Below are 14,400 nucleotides of genomic sequence, written 5' to 3' on the forward strand. Positions count from 1 at the left end.
TCGGGAAGGCTCTCAGAACTCCCGAAGGCATGGAGCGGCGCCCTGCCGCTTGCTCGAAAGCACAATCGAAACAGGAGGACGGCATGCAGATCAATCGTACGGCTTCGGCCCATTGGACCGGTGGCCTCAAAGACGGCAAAGGCCTGATCTCGACGCAGAGCGGCGCGCTGAAGGACTATCCCTACGGCTTTGCCAGCCGCTTCGAAGGCATTGCCGGCACCAACCCGGAAGAGCTGATCGGTGCCGCCCATGCCGGTTGCTTCACCATGGCGCTGTCGTTGATCCTCGGGGAAGCCGGTTTTACTGCCGAGCATATGGAAACCTCCGCCAAGGTAACGCTCGAAAGCGTCGAGGGCGGCTTTGCCATCACCGCCATCCATCTTTCGCTCACCGGCCGTATTCCCGGCGCCGATGAGGCGACCTTCACCGAACTTGCCAACAAGGCAAAGGCCGGCTGCCCGATTTCCAAGGCGCTGGCCGCCGTTCCGATCACCCTCGACGTCAAGCTGGCCTGATTTGCTGCTGTCGCCGACGATGTGCCGCGCGCTTCCGCGCGGCACTTTTCAATTGTGCATTCGCGATTTCACGAACTGCCGCTCATCGAGGCATTGGTCGGTGAGGTCATCACGCCGCGCGCGCTGAGTATTGACAAATAATGCCTGATATTTTACGACTGACGAAATTCAAAAATCGTCAGTCGTAATTCGGGCATCGAAACCATGGACGACATCACGGAAAATACGCTGGACGTCACCCGGCAGGAGAATGTCACCCGCATTCTCGATGCGGCCGAGCGGCTGTTCCGACACTATGGCTACAGCAAGACGACGGTGGCCGACATTGCCCGCGATCTCGGCATGTCTCCGGCCAATATTTATCGCTTCTTCGCCTCCAAGGTGGAGATCCATCAGGCGCTCTGCGGGCGCATGCTCGCCACCGCCTATCAAATCGCCTACGACATCCGCCATCAGCCGATCAGCGCCAGCGAGCGGCTACGCCGCTACGTAGAGACACAGCATCAGTTGACGCTCGATCTGATGCTCGACGAGATGAAGGTGCATGAGATGATCATCGTCGCGATCGAGCGCGACTGGCATGTCATCGAGAAACATATCGACCGCGTCCACGATCTTATTGCCGAAATCATCGCCGAAGGCATTGCAGCCGGAGAATTCGCTGAGCAGGATCCGGTCGTTGCCTCGCGCTGCTTCGGCGCGGCGACGATCAATCTCTGCCATCCGCAGATGGTGGCGCAATGTCTTGCCAAAACCAACCGTGCGAGCGTCGACGAACTGATCGACTACGTGATCAGGGCGCTGAAGAAATAATGGACGGCAGCCGCCGTTAAGATCCCCGAAACGATCCAGGAGTGCGGAAGATGTTTTCGCTCAAGACCCTTAGCCGCCGCATGCCGTCCGTCGCCCGCCTCGTGTTTGTCGGCGCCATCGGCATTGGCGTTTCCGCCTGCTCGGAAGAGAAGGCCGAGGTCAAGCAAGTCATCCGGCCGGTAAAGGTGGTCGAGATCGCCAAGGCCGGCGATACCCGCAAGCTCGTCTATTCGGGCTCGGTCAAGGCGCGCACGGAGATGAACCTCGGGTTTCGCGTTGCCGGCAAGATCACCGAGCGCCTCGTCGATATCGGCGACCGGGTGATGCCGGGTGAGGTTCTCGCCCGTGTCGACGCCACCGATTACCAGCTGGCGGTCAAAACCGCGGAAGCCAATCTCGCGGCGGCCGAAAGAAGCGTCGAAACCGCCGATCTTGCCAACAAGCGCGCCGAGCAGCTTTTCGACAAGAGCGTCGCTCCGAAATCGCAGCTCGAACAGGCCGCCCTCAGCCATGACCAGGCGATTTCGCAGCGCGATGCCGCGCTCTCCGCGCTTGACCAGGCGAAGAACCAGGTCAGCTACACCGAGCTCAAGGCTGGCCAGAACGGCATCGTCACAGCGATCAATGCCGATACCGGTCAAGTCGTCGGTTCCGGCACGGCCGTCGTCACCGTTGCCGTCGACGGCGAGAAGGAAGTGCAGATCGCGATTCCGGAAAACGACATTGCCGAATTCAAACCGGGTAAGACCGTCAAGACAAGCTTCTGGGCCGATAAAAAGCTGCTGCTTGACGGCACGGTGCGCGAGGTTTCCGGCAGCGCCGACCAGCAGTCGCGTACTTTCGCGGTGCGGGTGAGCCTGCCGAACGATCCGCGCGTGCTACTCGGCATGACGGCGACGATTGAGGCCGATGTCAGCACCGGCAACAGTTATGTCTCGATCCCGCTCAGCGCACTGGCTGAGAAAGACGGCAAGCAGATGGTCTGGACCGTCGACCGCGATACGGCGACCGTGCATGGCCGCGACATCAAGGTCGCCGACTTCACCGGCGACGGCGTGCATGTGACCGAGGGCCTCGATACCGGCGATCTCGTCGTCGCGGCCGGCACGCAGTTCATGACGGAAAATCTGAAGGTGAAGGTGCCGGACCAGCAGTCGGCGCTCGCCGATACGGACCAGGCCGTTCGCTGATCGCGTCGCAAAAGGGAATAAAACCATGGACGCCAACACCACCGAAAAGCGGCCCTTCAATCTGTCGCGCTGGGCGATCGGCCATCCGAGCATCGCCCGCTTCCTCTTTGGGCTGATCATCATCACCGGCGTGCTCGGCCTGATGCGCATGGGCCAGCGCGAAGATCCCGAATTCACCTTCCGCGTCATGGTCGTTCATGCGATCTGGCCGGGCGCCTCCATCCAGGAAATGGAAGACCAGGTCGTCAACAAGATCGAGCGCAAGCTGCAGGAAACGCCGCATATCGACTGGGTTAAGTCCTATACGCGGGCGGGCAGCGCGATCATCACCCTGCAGGTCAAGGGCGACACGAATTCGAAGGACGTGGCGGATGCCTTCTACCAGGTGCGCAAGAAGGTCGGTGACATCTCCAGCGAGCTGCCGCAGGGCCTGCTCGGCCCCTATTTCAACGACGAGTTCGGCGATACGTTCATCACGCTGCATTCGATCAGCGGCGAGGGATATTCCTATCCGGAACTGAAAAAATTTGCGATCCAGGCGCGTGATATGCTGCTGACGACACCCGGTGTCGAGAAGGCCGTGATCATCGGCGATCAGCCTGAGAAGATCTATATCGACGTCTCGTCCAAGGCGCTCGCCGAGCGCGGCCTGACGATCCTCGATCTGCAGAATGCCATCAAGGGCCAGAACAACGTCGATCCGGCAGGTTCCGTCGATACAGGCCTGCGCTCGGTGCGCATCTCCGTCGAAGGCGACGTGAAGAAGGCGGCGGATATCCGCGAGCTGCGCCTTCGCGCCGGCGGCCAGGTGACGCGCCTCGGCGATATCGCCACCGTCAGTTCCGGGCTCGAAGATCCCTATCAGCGCAAGTACCGTTTCAACGGCCATGACAGCGTCCAGGTCGGCGTCGTGATGGCCAAGGGCTTCAACGTGACCGACGTCGGCAAGGGTGTCGAGGCGACCTATCAGCGCTTCGAGGAGGCGCTGCCTTATGGCGTTGCCGTCGATCAGATCGCCAATCAGCCCGACGTGGTGACGGATGCGGTCAGCGAATTCATGCATGCGCTCGGCGAAGCCCTCGTCATCGTGCTGGTGGTCTCATTCCTGTCGATCGGCTGGCGCTCGGGCCTTGTCATCGCTATCGCCATTCCGCTGGTGCTCGCCGCGACCTTCGCGCTGATGTACGAACTCGGCATCGATTTGCAGCGCATTTCGCTCGGGGCGCTGATCATCGCGCTCGGCCTGCTCGTCGACGATGCGATGATCGTCGTCGAGATGATGGAGCGAAAGCTGGAGGAGGGGCTGGTCAAGATCGACGCGGCAAGCTTCGCTTACTCCTCGACCGCCTTCCCGATGCTGACGGGCACGCTGATCACCACGGCCGGCTTCATTCCGGTCGGCTTCGCCGCCTCGACGGCCGGCGAATATGTGCGTTCGCTGTTTTATGTCGTCGGCATCGCGCTCGTCACCTCGTGGTTCGTCGCGGTCTATTTCACGCCATGGCTCGGCTATATGATCCTCAAGCAGCGCCATCACGCCGGCGAGCATCACGACGCCTTCGACACTCGCTTCTATCGGCGCCTGCGCGGCACGGTCGGCTGGGCGGTACGCCACCGGGTCATCGTGCTGCTCTTGACGCTCGGCACTTTCGCCACCAGCCTCTGGGCCTTCCAGTTCATTCCGCAGAATTTCTTCCCGCAATCGTCGAGGCCGGAAATCCTCGTCGATCTCTGGCTGCCCGAGGGCACCAGCATCAAGGAAGTCGAGGTCCAGGCCAAGGCGCTGGAAGCGAAGATGATGGATGATCCCGACAAACGGTTCATCGCCACCTACATCGGCGAAGGTGCGCCGCGCTTCTTCCTGCCGCTCGACCAGCAGCTGCGCAATCCGAACTTCGCCCAGCTCCTCGTCATGGCCAATGACGAACCGGCGCGCGAGCGGCTGATCGTCAAGCTGCGGACGATGCTTGCGGAAGATTTCCCTGAGATCCGCGGCAAAGTCGACCGGCTCTTCCTCGGCCCGCCCACAGGATGGCCGGTGCAGATGCGGATCATGGGACCTGACCGCCAGGAAGTGCGGGCAATCGCCGATCAGGTGAAGGCGCGATTTGCGGCCAATCCGATGCTCGGTGCTATCCATGACGACTGGCTGGAACAAGTGCCGGCAATGAAGCTGGTGATCGACCAGGACCGCGCCCGGGCGCTCGGCGTCACCTCGCAGCGCGTGCGCCAGATGCTGCAGACCGCCATGTCGGGTGCCGCCCTCGACGATTTCCGCGACGGCGAGGAGACGGTCTCGATCGTTGCCCGCGAGCCGGATGCCAGCCGCTCGCTGCTGTCGGCGGTCAATTCGGTCTATGTCCCGACGGATTTCGGCGGCTTCGTGCCGGTTTCGCAACTTGCCAAGGTCGTGCCGGTTATGGAGCAGGGCATCGAATGGCGGCGCAACAGGCTGCCGACCATCACCGTGCGGGCGACGTTGCCGGATGGCGTGCAGCCGAACGACGTGGTGATGAAGATGTATGCCGATATGAAGGATATGCGCGACAGCCTGCCGGCTGGCTACAAGGTCGAAATCCAGGGCGGCGCCGAGGACGCGGCGGAAAGCCAGATGTCGATCGCCGCCAAGGCGCCGATCATGCTCGCGGTGATCATCGTGCTGCTGATGGTGCAGCTGCAGCACTTCGGCAAGGCGATGCTGGTGCTCGCCACCGGACCGCTCGGCATCATCGGTGCGGCCGCCGCCCTGCTGATCAGCGGTGCGCCCTTCGGCTTCGTGGCGATCCTCGGCGTCATCGCGCTGCTCGGCATCATCATGCGCAACTCGATCATCCTGGTCGACCAGATCGACCAGGACATCAAGGCCGGCATGCACCGGCAGGAAGCGATCGTCGGTGCTGCCGTGAGGCGTTTCCGGCCGATCATGCTGACGGCGCTGACCGCCGTCTTGGCGCTGATCCCGATCTCGCGCGGCGTCTTCTGGGGTCCGCTCGCCTACGCAATGATGGGCGGCATCCTGGTTGCGACCGTGCTGACCATTCTGGTTCTGCCCGCCGGTTACGCCCTGTTTTTCGGCCGGGAGCCGAACGCAAAGGACGAGCCAGGCCGGGATGCCGACGCCATCCAGGAAGAGGCGGATGACAGACATCCGCCGGCGTTGGCAGCAGAGTGAGGACGGCGCGGCGAAAGCCGCGCCGTTTTCCTTCCAGGTCGCAGATCCCTATCAAAACGCGTCTCTTGGGACGGTTCATGCAAACGCGAACCGCCTGCTCCCTCCGCTTTGAATTCCGGCGGACAATTCGCTTGTCGTCTCGAACTCCGAGCCTATGACGAGGGCAGGCACGTGTCGCGCTTCACGACAACGTGACGCGCCGTGTCATGGCCGCGGACCGTTTGACGGCTTCGATGACTTTCAGAGTTTCAAGTCCCTCTCGCCCGCTGACCAGAGGCTTCTCGTGACCTCGGATGACCTTGCAGAATTGCCGTATCTGAAGGACAAGCGGATCCTCATTCTCGACGTTGATGCGTTTCCGGTCGAAGGGCTCCAGCCAACTCCGCTCCGCTGGGTTGCACCATATGTCGAGCGAAGGAACGGCGAGCGAGCCGTGTGTTCCGCCTATCATGTAGCAGGCCTCTTCCGTCTTCGGATAGGCGGCGTTCTCTCCGGTCGTCATCTCCCAGCTCCATGGCGCGACAACGGAATCCGAAACCGACGCAGTGCCGAGAATTCCGTTCTTGAATTCGATTAGGATCACGGCTGTCTCCTCGACGGCGTTTCCACGCATGGCGTTGGACTCGCGCGCCGCGACGGCCGCGATATCCCCAAACAGGTAGCGAAGATTGTCGATGTCGTGGATCAGATTGAGAAACACAGGTCCCGCGCCGCGCTCCCGTCGCCAGGGCATGTCGAAATAGTCGTCCGGCTTGAATAGCCAGAACATTGCGTTGACGACCAGTATCCGACCGAGCCTCCCGCTTTCAATGATCTGTTTTGCTTTCTGCATCATCGGATTATGCCGGCGATGATGACCCGTCAGAAGTGGGATCCCTTTGGCTTCTGCCGTCTCTATGAGTTTCTCGCCGGCTGCAATGTCATCGGCAACCGGCTTCTCAATCAGTGCCGGGATGCCGGCTTCCACAGCCTCCATGCCGTTCGAGATATGCACTTGGTTGGGGGTGGCGATGATGACGCCGTCCGGACGCTGGACGGCGATCATGTCGGCAAAGCTCGGAAACCATCTGACGCCGGCCTCCTTTGCAATTCTTTGACCGACCGATGTGGGATCCACCACGGCGACAAGGTCCGCCTCGGGTTCTTCTAGGACAAGTCGAATGTGACGCTTCCCAATCAGTCCCGCGCCGAGCACTGCTAGTTTGACCTGGTCGACCATTTTTTGTCAGCCGTTCTTCGGGGTCATCAGCATTGTCGCGACGCGGCGGATGCCGAGCTGGTAGCCTTCCGTCCCAAGTCCGGCGATTACGCCGTCTGCCCTGTGGGAGACAAAGGAGTGGTGGCGGAAGCTTTCGCGCTTATGCACGTTGGAGATGTGGATCTCGATGACGGGACCTTCGAACGTATTCAGGGCGTCAAGGATGGCAACCGACGTGTGCGTGAATGCAGCTGGATTGATGACGATGCCGGCTCCATCCTCACGCGCTTCATGGATCCACTCGATGATTTCGTATTCGCGGTTGCTCTGGTGGAAGCGGAGCTCGTGTCCGAGTTCCGATGCCAGTTTCCGGCAGTCGGCCTCGACGTCAGCCAGGGTTTCGTGGCCGTAGATATGCGGCTGGCGCTTACCGAGAAGGTTGAGATTTGGACCGTTCAAAACATAAAGCAGGCTCATTGCAATTATCCTTGTGAAGGCAACGCCTGAGTTCAGGCGAACGCTATTTCCTGGAATGCGAAATCGGGATCGGATTCGTAGAGATCTGCACGCAGCCCGAGCCGTCCTTCCTCCAATGCGGGTGCTGCGACACTGTGCGCGGCTTCAAGAATCGCTTTCAGCAGCTCTCGTTTCACCTCCGCCGGCCGTCCGGGAGCCATGCGCACAATGATCTGGATGAAGTGATTGTTGGCATGCTCGTCACCGACGCAGGAGAAAGTGGCCTCCCTGGCGAATGTGCGAACTATAGCAGGCTTTACGAGGCCCCCGTCGCGGACCCGGCGATGCACCGCTCTGGTCAGTTCGTCAATAACCACGCGTTCGGCAGCGCCCCGGCTATAATCGATGATGATATGCGGCATCGCATGTCCTCCAGATCACACTGCAGCTCGGCACAACTCTTCGAAGTGACGCGACATGCGTTCCGCGTCCGGCTGCACGCCCGTGAACAATTCGAACGCGGCGGCGGCTTGGAATACTGTCATTCCACCACCGGGCAGCGTTCTGCAGCCTTTCTTCTCGGCCAAAGCCAGAAGTTCGGTCACAAGCGGCATGTAGACGATGTCAGCGACCCAGTGACGCGATTGAAGCGATCCCGGGTCGATCGGGATGCCAGGATGGCTTCGCATACCCGTCGGCGTGGCATGGATCAGCCCGTCGGCCGAAGCGAGCGTGGAACTGATGTCCCTGATCGGCTGTGCGCAGCTTTTTGAGAAGCGCTGGTTGAGCTGATCGGCAAGCGTGGCGGCGCGATTTGCGTCCTGGTCGAAGATCGAAAGCATCTCGATTCCGAGCTTGATGGCTGCGTGCGCGACTGCGACCCCCGCGCCGCCAGCGCCGAGCAGAACCGCATGTGCTTTAGCAACATCGGGTAATCCACGCTCGAAATTGTTATAAAAGCCATACCAATCGGTGTTGTGCCCGATCCGCTTTCCGTTGCGAAGCACGACCGTGTTGACTGCGCCGAGCATCTGGGCATCTTCCGACAGATCGGTGAGGTGAGCTATGACGGTCTGCTTGCACGGATGAGTGATGTTGCTTCCCGCAAAGCCCCGGCGTTCAATCTCGTCGAGAAGGTCTGGCAGCGCAGATGCAGGAAGATCACGCTCGGCCAGATCGAGAAGCTCGTACCGATATTCCAGTCCAAGCTGGTATGCCTCGCTCTCATGGAGAGCCGGCGACTTCGACATCTGAATGTCCGCGCCGATCAGCCCGACATGGAATTTTCTATTGTCCATTTTGATAGCTCTACTGGATCAGTGATGGGCAAGTATTTCGCCGAGAAACGCCCTGGTGCGCTCGTGCTGAGGAGACTTGAAGAAAACCTCGGGCTCAGCCTCTTCGATGATCTCACCTGAAGCCATGAAGATGACCCTGTCTGCTACCTGGCGGGCGAAGCCCATTTCATGGGTCACACAGATCATGGTCATGCCATCGCGTGCGAGCCCGATCATTGTATCCAGCACTTCCTTGACCATCTCGGGGTCCAGCGCACTCGTGGGCTCATCGAACAACATCACCTTCGGCTCCATGCAGAGCGCACGTGCGATTGCGACGCGCTGTTGCTGGCCCCCCGAAAGCTGGGCGGGATATTTCTCCGCCTGATCGAGGATCCGGACACGTTCCAGATATTTTCGTGCCAGTCGTTCGGCGTCGGCGCGGCTGGTGCCGCGAACGCGCATGGGGGCCAGCGTGCAGTTCTGGAGCACGGTCATGTGAGGGAACAAATTGAAACTCTGGAACACCATGCCCACTTCGCGCCGGATCGCATCCACGGCCTTGGTGCTGCCATCCAGCAACTGTCCTTCGACGACGATTTTCCCGTCCTGGATCGTCTCAAGCGCGTTGATGCAGCGGATCAAAGTCGATTTGCCGGAACCCGACGGGCCGCAAAGGACGATCTTCTCGCCTTTGCGAACCGACAGGCTGATGTTTTTCAAGGCATGGAAGGAGCCGTACCATTTCTCCATCTTCTCAAGTGAAATCAACATCGACTGATCGTTTGAAGAATTGAGCACGGCGCCCTCCAGCTTTACTTGACGGTGAACGGGATGTTGGGGATGGATTCGGGGAATGTCGGAAGGTCGATGCCCATCCACTTCTTGGTGATGGCCGCCAGCTCCCCACTTGCCTTGATCTTGTCGATGAAGCTGTTGGCGGCTTCGTTCCAGTCTTTCTCGCCAAGGCGCGTTCCGACGCCGTTATAGGTCTTCAGGAAGTCGATCTTACGCTCGTAAGTCCCGGCGCTGGCCGCATCGAGCCTCTGTCCGTAGAACTGGTTGCCGCCGACAGCCTTCACCTGACCGGAAATGAGAGCCTGGATGGTGGCGGCGTCATCGTCGAAGCGGCGGATCGTTGCAGTCGATCCTACAGCGTCCGTCACGGCCTTATCCTGCGAGCTCGACTTCGGCACACCGATCTCCCAGGCCGCTACATCGGCCGGCGCCTTTACGGCATCGGCCTTCGCGGCATAGAGCGAGATTGTGTTCGCTGCGTACGGCTTGCTGTACTGGATCGATTTGGCGCGCTCCTCGGTCATGGCCATTGTGGCGAACAGGATATCGACCTTCCCCGTCGTCAGCGCCGGAATTCGGTTTGCGACGGCGAGTGGCTGGAACTCGACCTTCACGCCGAGTTCCTTGGCAAACAGCGTCGCGATATCGGCGTCGAAGCCGTCCTGCTTGCCGCTCGTATTCACAAAGCCCCAGGGCGCGTTGTCGCCCTGGATGCCAACGACGAGAGTGCCCTTGGCTTTGATCTCTTCGACAGTGGCGGCCGATGCGCTGGCGGCTCCGATGGTGGCGAAAGCGGCCGTCGCAAAAGCGATTCCCAGAAAATTCCTACGGTTGGTCTGCATTGCTTATTCCTCCTCTTTGTATTTGCTTCGAGCGAAGCGGTTAGCGGACTGCTTTCGCCATCCGTTTTTCGAGGCCACTTCCAAGGTGCGACAGCGGCCAGCAAATGATGAAATAGATCACGCCGACGATCCCGAAGACGAGGAGCGGCCGGTAGGTCTGGTTCGAGATAATCTGTCCAGCTCGGGTCAGCTCGATGAAGCCGACGATCGCGGCGAGCGACGTTCCTTTGATCAGCTGGACAAGGAAGCCGATGGTCGCAGGCATGGAGATTTTCAGGGCTTGCGGAAGGACGACGTCTTTCATCCGCGATAGGTAGTGCAGGCCCAGCGCGTTTGCGGCTTCGTTCTGACCTTTCGGAACGGCTTCGATGGAGCCTCGCCAGATCTCGCCGAGGAAGGCGCTCGCATGAAGAGTGAAGGCGATAGCCACCGCGATCCAGGCGTTGACATCAACGCCGAGCAGCGCCACGCCGTAGTACACGACGAAGAGTTGCATCAGGAGCGGCGTGCCCTGGAAGAGCGCGATGTAGCCCGAAGTCGCGACGCGCGCCGTCCGGTTTTTTGATGTGCGCGCCAGGGCGATCACTAATCCGAACACGCCTCCACCTACAAAGCCGATGATCGCGAGCAGTACGGTCCATTTCAGGCCCTGCAAGATGAATAGAAATTCGTTTTCGCCGATGGGACCCATAAGTGCCTCCTATCGCGTCGGATAGTTGAAGTAGTGGCGGGAAATGACGCCAAAGAGGCCCATCATCAGGGTCGAAATCACGAGGTAGATGGTAGTTACGGAGAAGTAGACCTCGAAGCTTCGGAACGTGTCGGATTCGATTCTCTGCGCCGCCGACGTCAGCTCGTAGGCTGCGATCGAGGTGCAGACCGAGGTAGTGAGAGTCAGCATCACGAACTGACTGGTGAGCGATGGGTAGATTGCCCGAAGAGCCGGCTTCAGCACGATCAACCGGAAGACGTCGCCCTTGTGGAGGCCAAGTGCGAAGCCTGCCTCGATCTGACCCTTGCTGACGCTCTCGACACCGCCGCGGATGATCTCGATCGCGTATGCCCCGCCGTTGATGCCCAGTGCGATAATCGCGGTAACTGTCGGGTTGAGGCGTATCCCCATCAAGGGAAGCGCGAAGTAGATGAAGAAAATCTGTACGAGGAAGGGCGTATTCCGGACGATTTCCACGAACCCGATGGCGGGAGCTCGAACGAGCCGGATCTTGGACGTTCTGGCGGCAACGCCGATAATACCGATGACCAGCGCGAGGACCATTCCGGCCAGCGCCAGCCCGATCGTTCCGAGCGAACCCCAAAGCAATTCCGGGGCGCGGTCAAAGACCGCACCAAAATCGAATGTATAACCCATGTATGATTTCCTCCTTCCGGTGCGGATCACCTGCATCCGCGCCGGACTATCGATCCAGTCCGACTATTCTTTCCGCGCAGCCGAAAAGATGTTTAAGGTGGACCTCCGGCGCCATCGATCCGACCAAAGGCACCTCCACCGAGATGGACGCGGCGGTGCCGACCGCGGCAACCAGATCGTCCAACGGCAACTCACCTTCCCCTGGAGCCAGTCGGCCGCTTCTTGCTTCCGCGATCATTTCCTCCGGGTTCGTCGGCGCCGGACCGGCCACGTCGCATAGTTGGACGTGCTTCACTTTGTCGAGGTTGGCCCGTAAGTCTGCCAGAGCCGCGCCGTTCCTGAAGAAATGAACGCCGTCGACGAGAACGCCGGCATTCTCCATCCCCGCCTCGGTCACGAGGTCGATGCCATCTGCAAAGGCTTTGACAACCCGCCAGCCCATGTTCTCGATGTCAACCGCCAACCCGTACCGTTCCGCGAGAACGCAGAAATCCGAAAAGTTCGATAGCAGCCTGGCATGATCCGGATCGTCACCGCAGACGCTGAGCCGACGCGCTCCAATATTCGCTGCTGCTGCGACGGTCGCCTCCACTGACGATGCGTCGAAAGAGGGATCGATCACGAAGAACTCGATATCGAAGACCTCGACTTCTTCACCGGCAAGCACAGCCTTCAACTCTCCGGCCGCTGCGCCGCCGACAGGCAGTTCATAATACGGCGCACCGGGAAAGGCTGGATGGAGCCTGAGGCCGATCCTGGAGAAACCTGCCCGTTTGGCAATCTTCGCGAACTCCGCTGGGGGGCAGCATTATAGACGAGAAATGCGCGACGCCGATCGGGACGGTCGACTTTGATGTTGAGGCGGCCATCATACGACACCTTTCGTCGCAAGATGATTTCGAAGATTGGTCCCGGTCCGGTGGATGTGCTGGCGCAGCTTCTCGCAGGCATATTCAACGTCGCGTGCCACGGCGCCCTGCGCAATCTCGCTGTGCTCCTGGCCTACGTTGCGGTCCCCGGATGTGCGGATGAGGAAGGCGCGGCGGTATCGGTCGTTGAGATTCAGCAGAAGATTGCAGAAGTGGAGAAGCAGCGGCTTGCCACAGCCCGAGATTAAGGTGAGGTGGAATTCGCGGTGCAGCGCTTCCCAGTGTTCCAGCGTTTCGGGACGGGCGGCGTCGCGCTCGGTTCGGTTCAGGCGATGGAGCGCACGCATGATGTTGCCCTCCCACTCGACGTCGCCGATGCGAATGGATTCGCGCAGTGCGAAGACCTCGAGCTCCTCCCGAAGGGTCGTAACTTCCTCGAGATTGGCAAGCGAGATCGGGGCGACGCGATAGCCTCGATTGTCCTGAAACTCAACCAGGCCGTCGGAAATGAGTCGGGCCAGGCCTTCGCGCAACGGGCTGAGGCTGACATTGAACGTCTTTCGGGCCTTGTCGAGATTGATCTTGCTGCCCGCCTCCAGTTCGCCGGAAATGATCGCCTCTCGAAGACGCGATGCGAGCTGGCTGCCGATGGTGTTTTTTCCATCGTCGGCGAAGGTCGCGGGCGGCGCATCTTCTTCTGTCGGCGCGCCATGGGCGCTGTCGTCGCTCGAGTCCATCACTCCTCCCAGCCAATCCGGCTCAACTTTCGATGATCGATATAATAAACGATTATTTATGTCAACTTGTCGTCAGTACTAGCGGCCCAAGCTTCCTAAAAAAGGGTATCTATTTGGCACTTTTTCGTTTGTAAATCAGTGGATTGATGATTGCGTTCGTAAAAGTTTGGACAGGCGAGCGCGGTCCTGGTACGTTCGCTTGCTTGACAGATAATCGATTATTCTGATATTCGGCGTTCCATGAGGAGGTGGCGGTATGCCAATCAGAACTGAGAGCGAGGTGACGCCTGCCGTCGTCGCTGTGATGCACCGCACCGAGGATCCCAGGCTGCGTGAAATACTCGTCGCAATGGTGAAGCATCTCCACGCATTCGTCCGGGAGGTCAGGCTTTCGGAAGCCGAGTTCCGGGAGGCCACGGCGGTCCTCAACGAAATTGGCCAATTGCAGACTGACAGTCACAACGAGTTCGTGCTCATGGCGGGGTCGCTCGGGGTCTCTTCGCTCGTCTGCCTGCTCAATAACGGCGACAAGGGACAGGCAGAGACGTCGCAATCGTTGCTCGGGCCATTCTGGCGGCTTAACTCTCCGCGGGTCGAGAACGGCGGAACCGTCATCCGGTCCGAGACTCCGGGCACGCCTTTGTTCGTCCATGCGAAGGTGGTCGATCGGGAGGGCAAGCCTATCGCAGGCGCCGAGGTCGACGTGTGGCATGCGTCGCCTGTCGGTCTTTACGAGAACCAAGATCCCGACCAGGCAGAAATGAATCTCCGCGGGAAGCTCACCACGGACGAAGAAGGCCGCTTCTGGTTCAGGACGGTCAAAATGGTTGGCTATCCGATCCCGGTCGACGGAGTCGTGGGTCGCCTTCTCAAGGCGCAAGGCCGCCACCCCTATCGCCCCGCCCATCTGCACGCGCTCATCTTCAAGCACGGATACAAGACACTCATCTCGCAGGTCTTCGATCCGAGCGATCCGAACATCGACTCCGACGTGCAATTCGGCGTGACCGCGGCGTTGACCGGCGACTTCGTCCGGCATGAAGAGCCGCACCCGACCGACGCTGACGTCGCAGGGCCATGGTTCTCGCTCGATTACACATATGTCATGGAGCCAGGCGAGGCAGCCCTGCCACGCCCTCCGATCAAATAACGAAAGCAGCAGAG

General features: G+C 60.1%; 14 protein-coding genes and 1 pseudogene. 5 read left to right on the top strand and 10 right to left on the bottom strand.

Translation table 11 applies throughout. From position 1 onward, the window contains the following. Positions 1–83 precede the first annotated feature (83 nt). The 4 genes from ACS4RS_RS10240 to ACS4RS_RS10255 all read left to right on the top strand — a co-directional run bounded on the left by ACS4RS_RS10240 (position 84) and on the right by ACS4RS_RS10255 (position 5,690). Positions 84–515, top strand: coding sequence for an OsmC family protein (locus tag ACS4RS_RS10240; RefSeq protein ID WP_054184151.1), 432 nt, complete (start codon positions 84–86; stop codon positions 513–515). Between the two features lie 204 nt (positions 516–719). Next, positions 720–1,328, top strand: a complete 609-nt coding sequence (locus ACS4RS_RS10245) for a TetR family transcriptional regulator (RefSeq protein WP_003590122.1) — start codon at positions 720–722, stop codon at positions 1,326–1,328. Positions 1,329–1,378: 50 nt separating this feature from the next. Then, the gene (locus ACS4RS_RS10250) at positions 1,379–2,518 is read left to right on the top strand and encodes an efflux RND transporter periplasmic adaptor subunit (RefSeq protein ID WP_439011050.1); all 1,140 of its coding nucleotides are present in this window, start codon (positions 1,379–1,381) and stop codon (positions 2,516–2,518) included. A 25-nt stretch (positions 2,519–2,543) separates the two neighbouring features. Continuing rightward, positions 2,544–5,690: an efflux RND transporter permease subunit gene (locus tag ACS4RS_RS10255; protein WP_439011049.1), complete on the top strand. Its 3,147-nt coding sequence runs from the start codon at positions 2,544–2,546 to the stop codon at positions 5,688–5,690. A gap of 181 nt (positions 5,691–5,871) precedes the next feature. Here the strand turns inward: ACS4RS_RS10255 and ACS4RS_RS10260 are convergent, their stop codons facing one another. The 10 genes and pseudogenes from ACS4RS_RS10260 to ACS4RS_RS10305 all read right to left on the bottom strand — a co-directional run bounded on the left by ACS4RS_RS10260 (position 5,872) and on the right by ACS4RS_RS10305 (position 13,236). Then, entirely contained in the window at positions 5,872–6,909 is a 1,038-nt protein-coding gene (locus ACS4RS_RS10260; RefSeq protein WP_439011048.1) for a Gfo/Idh/MocA family protein, read from the bottom strand. Between the two features lie 6 nt (positions 6,910–6,915). Then, positions 6,916–7,365 (bottom strand): type II 3-dehydroquinate dehydratase, encoded by a 450-nt coding sequence (aroQ, locus tag ACS4RS_RS10265; protein WP_439011047.1) that lies wholly within the window; start codon positions 7,363–7,365, stop codon positions 6,916–6,918. 32 nt (positions 7,366–7,397) lie between these two features. Next, complete coding sequence (locus tag ACS4RS_RS10270; RefSeq protein ID WP_439011046.1) at positions 7,398–7,766, bottom strand: 5-carboxymethyl-2-hydroxymuconate Delta-isomerase; 369 nt, start codon at positions 7,764–7,766, stop codon at positions 7,398–7,400. A gap of 15 nt (positions 7,767–7,781) precedes the next feature. After that, entirely contained in the window at positions 7,782–8,642 is an 861-nt protein-coding gene (locus ACS4RS_RS10275; RefSeq protein ID WP_439011045.1) for a shikimate dehydrogenase, read from the bottom strand. Between the two features lie 18 nt (positions 8,643–8,660). Further along, the gene (locus ACS4RS_RS10280; RefSeq protein ID WP_049734865.1) at positions 8,661–9,395 is read right to left on the bottom strand and encodes an amino acid ABC transporter ATP-binding protein; all 735 of its coding nucleotides are present in this window, start codon (positions 9,393–9,395) and stop codon (positions 8,661–8,663) included. Positions 9,396–9,436: 41 nt separating this feature from the next. Next, entirely contained in the window at positions 9,437–10,261 is an 825-nt protein-coding gene (locus ACS4RS_RS10285; RefSeq protein ID WP_439011044.1) for a transporter substrate-binding domain-containing protein, read from the bottom strand. A gap of 40 nt (positions 10,262–10,301) precedes the next feature. Further along, the gene (locus ACS4RS_RS10290) at positions 10,302–10,952 is read right to left on the bottom strand and encodes an ABC transporter permease subunit (RefSeq protein WP_439011043.1); all 651 of its coding nucleotides are present in this window, start codon (positions 10,950–10,952) and stop codon (positions 10,302–10,304) included. Between the two features lie 9 nt (positions 10,953–10,961). After that, positions 10,962–11,630, bottom strand: a complete 669-nt coding sequence (locus ACS4RS_RS10295) for an ABC transporter permease subunit (protein WP_439011042.1) — start codon at positions 11,628–11,630, stop codon at positions 10,962–10,964. A 46-nt stretch (positions 11,631–11,676) separates the two neighbouring features. Then, positions 11,677–12,499: pseudogene (locus tag ACS4RS_RS10300) on the bottom strand (sugar phosphate isomerase/epimerase family protein). Beyond that, complete coding sequence (locus ACS4RS_RS10305; protein ID WP_439011040.1) at positions 12,499–13,236, bottom strand: FCD domain-containing protein; 738 nt, start codon at positions 13,234–13,236, stop codon at positions 12,499–12,501. Before ACS4RS_RS10305 ends, ACS4RS_RS10300 begins: the two are co-directional and overlap by 1 nt. Before the next feature lie 256 nt (positions 13,237–13,492). On the opposite strand from ACS4RS_RS10305, the gene ACS4RS_RS10310 reads away from it, so the two are divergent. After that, the gene (locus ACS4RS_RS10310; protein WP_439011039.1) at positions 13,493–14,386 is read left to right on the top strand and encodes an intradiol ring-cleavage dioxygenase; all 894 of its coding nucleotides are present in this window, start codon (positions 13,493–13,495) and stop codon (positions 14,384–14,386) included. Positions 14,387–14,400 lie beyond the last annotated feature (14 nt).

Source organism: Rhizobium sp. F40D2 (assembly GCF_051810745.2).
Lineage (GTDB): Bacteria > Pseudomonadota > Alphaproteobacteria > Rhizobiales > Rhizobiaceae > Rhizobium.

Coding starts and splice junctions, on each gene's coding strand:
- ACS4RS_RS10240 (WP_054184151.1), top strand. CDS start 84: ATGCAGATCAATCGTACGGCTTCGGCCCATTGGACCGGTGGCCTCAAA.
- ACS4RS_RS10245 (WP_003590122.1), top strand. CDS start 720: ATGGACGACATCACGGAAAATACGCTGGACGTCACCCGGCAGGAGAAT.
- ACS4RS_RS10250 (WP_439011050.1), top strand. CDS start 1,379: ATGTTTTCGCTCAAGACCCTTAGCCGCCGCATGCCGTCCGTCGCCCGC.
- ACS4RS_RS10255 (WP_439011049.1), top strand. CDS start 2,544: ATGGACGCCAACACCACCGAAAAGCGGCCCTTCAATCTGTCGCGCTGG.
- ACS4RS_RS10260 (WP_439011048.1), bottom strand. CDS start 6,909: ATGGTCGACCAGGTCAAACTAGCAGTGCTCGGCGCGGGACTGATTGGG.
- aroQ (WP_439011047.1), bottom strand. CDS start 7,365: ATGAGCCTGCTTTATGTTTTGAACGGTCCAAATCTCAACCTTCTCGGT.
- ACS4RS_RS10270 (WP_439011046.1), bottom strand. CDS start 7,766: ATGCCGCATATCATCATCGATTATAGCCGGGGCGCTGCCGAACGCGTG.
- ACS4RS_RS10275 (WP_439011045.1), bottom strand. CDS start 8,642: ATGGACAATAGAAAATTCCATGTCGGGCTGATCGGCGCGGACATTCAG.
- ACS4RS_RS10280 (WP_049734865.1), bottom strand. CDS start 9,395: ATGTTGATTTCACTTGAGAAGATGGAGAAATGGTACGGCTCCTTCCAT.
- ACS4RS_RS10285 (WP_439011044.1), bottom strand. CDS start 10,261: ATGCAGACCAACCGTAGGAATTTTCTGGGAATCGCTTTTGCGACGGCC.
- ACS4RS_RS10290 (WP_439011043.1), bottom strand. CDS start 10,952: ATGGGTCCCATCGGCGAAAACGAATTTCTATTCATCTTGCAGGGCCTG.
- ACS4RS_RS10295 (WP_439011042.1), bottom strand. CDS start 11,630: ATGGGTTATACATTCGATTTTGGTGCGGTCTTTGACCGCGCCCCGGAA.
- ACS4RS_RS10305 (WP_439011040.1), bottom strand. CDS start 13,236: ATGGACTCGAGCGACGACAGCGCCCATGGCGCGCCGACAGAAGAAGAT.
- ACS4RS_RS10310 (WP_439011039.1), top strand. CDS start 13,493: ATGCCAATCAGAACTGAGAGCGAGGTGACGCCTGCCGTCGTCGCTGTG.